The sequence below is a fragment of the Allofournierella sp. genome (assembly GCF_048388525.1).
Classification (GTDB): Bacteria; Bacillota; Clostridia; order Oscillospirales; family Ruminococcaceae; genus BQOK01.
On record NZ_DBGCTQ010000121.1, the window covers coordinates 66,889 to 73,217 of the forward strand.

6 protein-coding genes are annotated in these 6,329 nt (G+C 67.6%); 4 read left to right on the forward strand and 2 right to left on the reverse strand.

The window, feature by feature from the left end; all coding sequences use genetic code 11:
• Positions 1-27: 27 nt before the first annotated feature.
• Positions 28-738 (forward strand): DUF4830 domain-containing protein, encoded by a 711-nt coding sequence (locus ACMLHZ_RS15020; RefSeq protein WP_418668481.1) that lies wholly within the window; start codon positions 28-30, stop codon positions 736-738.
• A 69-nt stretch (positions 739-807) separates the two neighbouring features.
• Here the strand turns inward: ACMLHZ_RS15020 and ACMLHZ_RS15025 are convergent, their stop codons facing one another.
• On the reverse strand, positions 808-1,932 hold the full coding sequence (locus ACMLHZ_RS15025; protein WP_418668482.1) for an amidohydrolase: 1,125 nt from the start codon (positions 1,930-1,932) through the stop codon (positions 808-810).
• Between the two features lie 113 nt (positions 1,933-2,045).
• Here ACMLHZ_RS15025 and ACMLHZ_RS15030 point away from each other — a divergent pair, with 113 nt between their 5' ends.
• Entirely contained in the window at positions 2,046-2,804 is a 759-nt protein-coding gene (locus ACMLHZ_RS15030; protein ID WP_418668483.1) for a YwaF family protein, read from the forward strand.
• Between the two features lie 44 nt (positions 2,805-2,848).
• Here the strand turns inward: ACMLHZ_RS15030 and ACMLHZ_RS15035 are convergent, their stop codons facing one another.
• Complete coding sequence (locus tag ACMLHZ_RS15035) at positions 2,849-3,427, reverse strand: TetR/AcrR family transcriptional regulator (RefSeq protein WP_418668484.1); 579 nt, start codon at positions 3,425-3,427, stop codon at positions 2,849-2,851.
• 191 nt (positions 3,428-3,618) lie between these two features.
• Here ACMLHZ_RS15035 and ACMLHZ_RS15040 point away from each other — a divergent pair, with 191 nt between their 5' ends.
• Together ACMLHZ_RS15040 and ACMLHZ_RS15045 are read left to right on the forward strand one after the other, a co-directional pair.
• Positions 3,619-5,334 (forward strand): NAD(P)/FAD-dependent oxidoreductase, encoded by a 1,716-nt coding sequence (locus ACMLHZ_RS15040; protein WP_418668485.1) that lies wholly within the window; start codon positions 3,619-3,621, stop codon positions 5,332-5,334.
• Positions 5,324-6,329: NAD(P)/FAD-dependent oxidoreductase (locus tag ACMLHZ_RS15045; RefSeq protein WP_418668486.1), on the forward strand; the 1,006-nt coding region annotated here is incomplete at its 3' end. The genes ACMLHZ_RS15040 and ACMLHZ_RS15045, both read left to right, overlap by 11 nt.

Below are 6,329 nucleotides of genomic sequence, written 5' to 3' on the forward strand. Positions count from 1 at the left end.
CCCACGAAAACGAGGAGGGTAACAGACATGTTTGTGTTGACAATGGGCAAAAACGGCCTGAAGCGGCTGGGCGCGCTGGCCGTGGCCGGCGTGGCGCTGGCTGGGGTCGTGTTCGCCGCGGGCAGCTTTTTCCGCTCGGACGGCGCCGCCGCCCCCACCGCCGCCGCGGCCAGCGAGGCGCAGAAGACCGACCCGGCAAAAATGAAGATCGCGAACACCGAGAGCATCCAGGCGTTTTTCAAGGCTTACGGGATGGAGGTGGACCTGGCGACCGCCACCGTGGATAAGGTGAAGATCCCCAAAAAGTGGGACGAAAGCTTCTCGGCGTTCAATACCGTGGTAAAAGAGAGCGGTATGAGCCTGGAGAAATACAAGGGCAAGACCGTGGAGAAGTGGCTGGTGCTGTGCCCGGGGCGCAGCAGCGGCGACCAGAAGGCCTACGGGGTGCTGCTGGTGTATAAGGAGCAGCCGGTGGGCGCCTATCTGCTGGCACAGCCCGGCGGCGAGGTGACCGGGCTGACCACCGCCGCCCAGACGGCGGCGCCCCTGACCGACGAGGAGGCCGCTGCTGCCGCCGCGGAATTTGGCGAGGGTGAGGACGCGGCCGCCGCTGCCGCCGCGCCTGAGGACCAGGACGCCGCCGCTGCCGCCGCCGTGCCGGAGGGCGAGGCGGACGAGGCCACCGAGGCCGGCGCGGAGATCGACCTGGGCGACGCGGGCGAGATGCCCATTGAGTGAGAGAGGCAGAATTATAGCAAACAGCCGCCCGCCGGAATGCTCCGGCGGGCGGCTGTTTGCCGCGCGGGCTTAACCGGCCCCCCAGGGCAGCAGCGCCAGCCGGGCCAGCAGCCGGGCGGCGGGTTCCAGCGCGGCGGGGTCGGCGGCGAAGGCCGGGTGGTGCAAGGGGGCGCTGTTGAGCCCGAAGGTCAAAAACGCGCCGGGCAGTTTTTGCTGGTAAAAGGCAAAATCCTCGCCCAGAAGGGTGGGGGCGGCCGGCACACAGGGAATGCCCTCTGCCCCGGCGGCGGCCCGGGCCCGGGCAATGAGGGCGGGCGCGTTATCCGTGGCCGGATGGCGGGTGGGCCAGGTAAGGCGCGCGCTCACGCCGCAGGCGGCGGCCACCCCCTGGCAGATCTCCTGTACGCGGCGGGCGATGAGCGCGTCGTCCGACGCCGAAAAGCAGCGGGTCGTGCCCTCTAAAAGGGCGGCGCCGGGCAGCACGTTCCAGGTGTTGCCCGCCTGGATGCGGGTGACGCTGACCACCGCCGGGTGCATGGGGTCCACATTGCGGCTGACAACGCTTTGCAGGCTCTCGGCCAGGCGGGCGGCGGCCAGCACACAGTCGGCCCCCGCGTGGGGCTGGGCCGCATGGCAGCCCCTGCCCTGCAGCTCGATGGAAAAGCGGCCGATGGCGGCAAAGTTCGCCCCCTCGGTGAGGCCCACGGCGCCGGGGGCAAGGCCCGGCAGCAGGTGCAGCCCGAAAATGGCCGAGGCGCCTTCCAGCGCGCCGGTGGCGAGCACCTGCAGCGCGCCGCGGCCGCTCTCTTCGCCGGGCTGGAACACCAGCAGCACCCGGCCCGCAAGCTCGGCTTTGCGCTGGGCCAGCAGCGCCGCCGCGCCCAGCAGGGCGGCGGCGTGAAAGTCGTGCCCGCAGGCGTGCATGCGGCCCTCGGCCTCGCTGCGCAGGGTGTGGGAGGGATCCTCGGCGAGGGGCAGAGCGTCCAGATCGGCCCGGAGGGCCAGGGTCGGGCCGGGCCGCCCGCCCTTCAGCTCGGCCACAAGGCCGGTCTCAAGGCCGGTGCCCAGGATGCGCGCGCCCAAAGCTTCCAGCTCGGCCCTTAGATGGGCGGTGGCGGCGTGTTCCTCAAAGCTGAGCTCCGGGTGGCGGTGCAGCCAGGCGTATTCAGCCTGTAAAGCTTCGGCAAAAGGCATAAAAAAAGGCCCCCTGTTTCGTCAGTTTTCTTAATAGTAGCACGGGCGGCTTTACTTTTCAAACCCAAATGGGCATAATAAAGGAGAATGCGGCGAAACAGGGAGGAAAAGGAATGTTTCGGTATTTTTGGGTGGCGGAAGAGCTTTTACCGCCCGGGCTGGGGTTCGGTATGTTCAGCGTGGCGCACTGTGCCTGGCTGGCGGCGCTGGCGCTGGGCATTTTTGGAATGTGCCAGGGCTACCGCGCGCTCGGCAGTGCCGGGCGCAGCCGCATGCGGCTGATCCTTGCGTTCAGCCTGCCCGCCGCCGAGGCGGCGCGGGATGTGGTGATTGCGGCGCAGGGGGTGTTTTATCCCGATTACTGGCCGCTGCACCTGTGCGGCGTGGCCATGTTTTTGTACCTTGGCTACGCGCTGTGGCCGAACACCTTTTGCGGCGAGGTGCTGTACAGCCTGTGCCTGCCGGGCGCTGCAGCGGCGCTGCTGTTCCCCAACTGGGCGGGCATCACCCCGCTTTTGCAGTTTCAGTGCATTTACAGCTTTTTGTACCACGGGCTGTTGGTGGGCGGGATTTTGATGCTGCTGACTGCGGGCGAGCTGCGCCCAAAGCCCGGCGGCCTGAAATATCCGCTGCTGTTTTTGCTGGCGGCGGTGCCGCCCCTTTACTGGATCAACCTGAAGCTGGGCACAAACTTTTTCTTTTTGAACCTGCCCGCGCCCGGCTCGCCCCTGGAGCCCATGGCAAAGGCCTTTGGCAGCCCCGGGTACCTTGCGCCCTACGGCGTGCTGGCCGCGGCGGTGGTGAGCCTGTTTTATCTGCCCCTGTGGGTGCGCAGCGCCCGCCGCAGGCGCGCGGCGCAAAAGATTGGGTGAAACACAGGATGAGCCGGCTGCTTTGGGCAGCCGGCTCAGTGAATTTACAGCTCTTTGCCTGCCGCCCCGGCCAGCAGCGCCGCCGCTTTTTGGCGGAACGCGGGCTCGGAAAAGGCGGGGCTGGCAAGCTGGTTTTGAATGAGCAGCCCATCGGTGAGAACCAGGACGAGCCAGGCCAGAAAATCGGCGTCCGCCGCCGGCGCGCGCTGGGCCAGCCGGGTGGCAAGGGTGCGCTGGAACTGGGCGTACAGATCAATGTATTTTTGGCGCAGCGCGTCGTGGCCGGACACGCTGGCCCCGATCAGGTAAAGCCGCAGGTTGCCGAATTCGGCACCCACGCCCCGCTCCAGCACAAAGCCGAAAAGGCGGGGCAGGCCGGTGTTCTTTTCCGGGTTATCCGCCCAGGCCAGAAATTCGTCCAGCAGGCCGTTCAGGCAGCGGTCGGCCACGTCGAACAGGATATCGTCCTTGCTGGAATAGTAATAGTAGAGGGTGCCCTTGCTGACCCCAGCCTCGGATGCGATCTGCGCCAGGCTCAGCGCCCCAAAATCGGTGCCGCGCAGCAGGCGGGCCGCTGCGTCCAGTATCATGCCCCTCACGTTTTCGCCCCGCGGTGCTGCCATATCCAAAACGCCCCTTCCGGGCCTGCCCTGTGCCGGGCGGCCCGCTGTTTTCTTTCAGTATAAAGCATCCTGCCCAACACGTCAAACAGGAGTTTGTGCAACCCGCCGGTTGATTTTTTGGGGGCGGGGGCGTAAACTGTAAGCAGAGAGTCGGCCAAGTGACCGACATGGAGGGAAAGGAGCTGATACATATGCCCTCTGTTCGCAGGCTGAACAAAAAACTGGCCGCCCGCTTTGGCGGCGCGGTGCGGGCGGCGTATGAAAACGGCATGGTGACCCTAACGGGCGAAGCGCCCAGCTGGGCCGAGGTGGTGGAGGCGGGCCGCCTGTGCGCCGCCCGGGGCAAATACACCCTGGTGAACGAGGTGCGCTGCCCGGCCGAGCCGCAGCCCCCCATGGAGCTGCCCGCTGTGCGGGACGAACTTTTGGAGGGGCGCAGCTTTGACGTGGCGGTGATCGGCGGCGGGGTGGTGGGCTGCGCGGTTGCCCGGGAACTGACCCGCTGGAAGCTGCGGGTGGCCCTGATCGAAAAGGAGCACGACGTGGCGATGCAGGCCTCCAGCCGGAACGACGGCATGGTGCACCCGGGCATCGACCTGCGCAGGGGCACCCTGAAGCAGCGCTACAACGCCAGGGGCAACGCCCTGTACGACCAGGTGTGCGCCGAGCTGGGGGTGCCCTTCAAGCGCACCGGGCAGATCTTATGTTTGCGGCAGAAATGGGCCAAATATCTTGTGCCCCTGACGCCGGTTTACTGGCGCAGCATGGGCGTGCCCTGCCAATACCTGAGCCGGCGCGAGGTGCGGGTGCGGGAGCCGGGGCTGACCGACCAGGTGCAGTGTGGCCTTGCCTTCCCCACAGCGGGCATCGTGTGCCCCTACGGACTCACCATCGCCTATGCGGAAAACGCGGTGGACAACGGCGCGGAGCTGTTTTTGGACACGGCGGTGACCGGTATGGAGGTGGAGGGGGGCGAGATCCGGCGGGTGCACACCAACCGGGGCAGCTTTTCGGCCCGGGTGGTGGTGAACGCGGCGGGGGTGTTCAGCGACGAGGTGGCGGGAATGGCCAGGGACCGGTTTTTTACCATTCACCCCCGCAGGGGCACCAACTCCATCCTGGACAAAAAGGCGGCCCGGCAGGTGAACACCATCGCCTCGATGCTGGGCACGGCGGACACAAAAAAGGCCCACACCAAGGGCGGCGGCATTGTGAGCACGGTGGACGGCAACCTGCTGATCGGGCCGGACGCGGTGGAGACCCCCGACCGGGAGGACTACGCCACCAGCCGCGCCAGCGTGGAGAACACCTTCCGGCGGCAGGGCCGGGCGCTGCCCACCCTTGCCACGGGGGACATCATCACCTACTTTACCGGGGTGCGCGCGCCCACCTATGAAGAGGATTTTGTGATCTGCAAGGGCCGGGCAACCCGCAACCTGGTGCACGCGGCGGGCATCCAGTCGCCGGGGCTGACGGCCGCGCCCGCCATTGCCGCGGATGTGGCCAAAATGGCGGTGGAGCTGCTGGGCGGCGCGGATCAAAACGAGGCGTTCGACCCGGTACGCAGGCCGATCCCCCGGGCGGCGGAGCTGCCTGCCGCCGAGCGGGAGGCGCTGATCGCGGCCGACCCGGATTACGGGGTGATCGTGTGCCGGTGCGAGGAGGTGAGCCGGGGCGAGATTTTGGCGGCGCTGCGCCGCAGCGTGCCCTGCGACACGGTGGACGGTGTGAAGCGCCGGGTGCGCCCGGGCATGGGGCGGTGCCAGGGGGGCTTCTGCGGCCCGCTGGTGACAGAGCTCATTGCCCGGGAAAAGGGCGTTCTTTTGAAAGAGGTACAAAAGAGCGGCGAGGGTTCCTGGATCGTGTGCCGCGGTACAAAGCAAGGGGGCGATGAAGATGACGCATGAGCAGTTCGACGTGGCGGTGCTGGGCGGCGGCCCGGCGGGCATGGCGGCGGCGCTGGCCGCCGACGAAAAGGGCGCGCGGGTGCTGCTGATCGAGCGGGAGGACCGCCTGGGCGGTATTTTGAAGCAGTGCATCCACGATGGGTTCGGCCTGGTGCGGTTCGGCAAAAAGATGGCGGGCCCGGAGTATGCGCAGGTGTTCATTGACCGGGTGAACACCAGCGGCGTGACGGTGGCGCTGCAGAGCTTTGCCACCTCCATTGAGCGCAGGGAGGGGGGCACGGCGCTGACCCTGGTGAGCGGAAAAGGGCTTGCCACGGTGGAGGCAAAGGCCCTGGTGCTGGCAACCGGCTGCCGTGAGCGCACGGCCCGCCAGGTGGCCATTCACGGCACACGCCCGGCGGGGGTGTTCACCGCGGGCAGCGCGCAGCACTATGTAAACCTGCTGGGGCAGATGCCCGCAAAGCGCTGCGTGATCCTGGGCTCGGGGGACATTGGGCTGATCATGGCGCGGCGGCTGACCCTGGAGGGGGCCGAGGTGCTGGGGGTGTATGAGGCGAAACCCACGCCCAGCGGCCTCTCGCGCAATATCAGCCAGTGCCTGGAGGACTTTGACATTCCCCTTTACACCAGCCGCACGGTGACCCGCGTGTTTGGCCGCCAGCGGCTGGAGGCGGTGGAGGTGGCCCGGGTGGACGAGGCCATGCAGCCGGTGCCGGGCACCGAGGAGCGCATCGCCTGCGACTGCCTGATTTTATCGGTGGGGCTGATCCCGGAAAACGAGCTGGCCGAGCAACTGGGCGTGCCGTTGGACCCGCGGACCAGGGGGCCCCTGTGCGACCAGAACTACCACACACTGGCGGAGGGGGTGTTTGCCTGCGGCAACGCGCTGCACGTGAACGACCTGGTGGACTATGTGAGCGAGAGCGGCGAGGGCGCGGGTGCGGCGGCGGCCGAATACGCCCTGGCAAAGGCCGCCGCGCCGCGCCGGCTGGCCC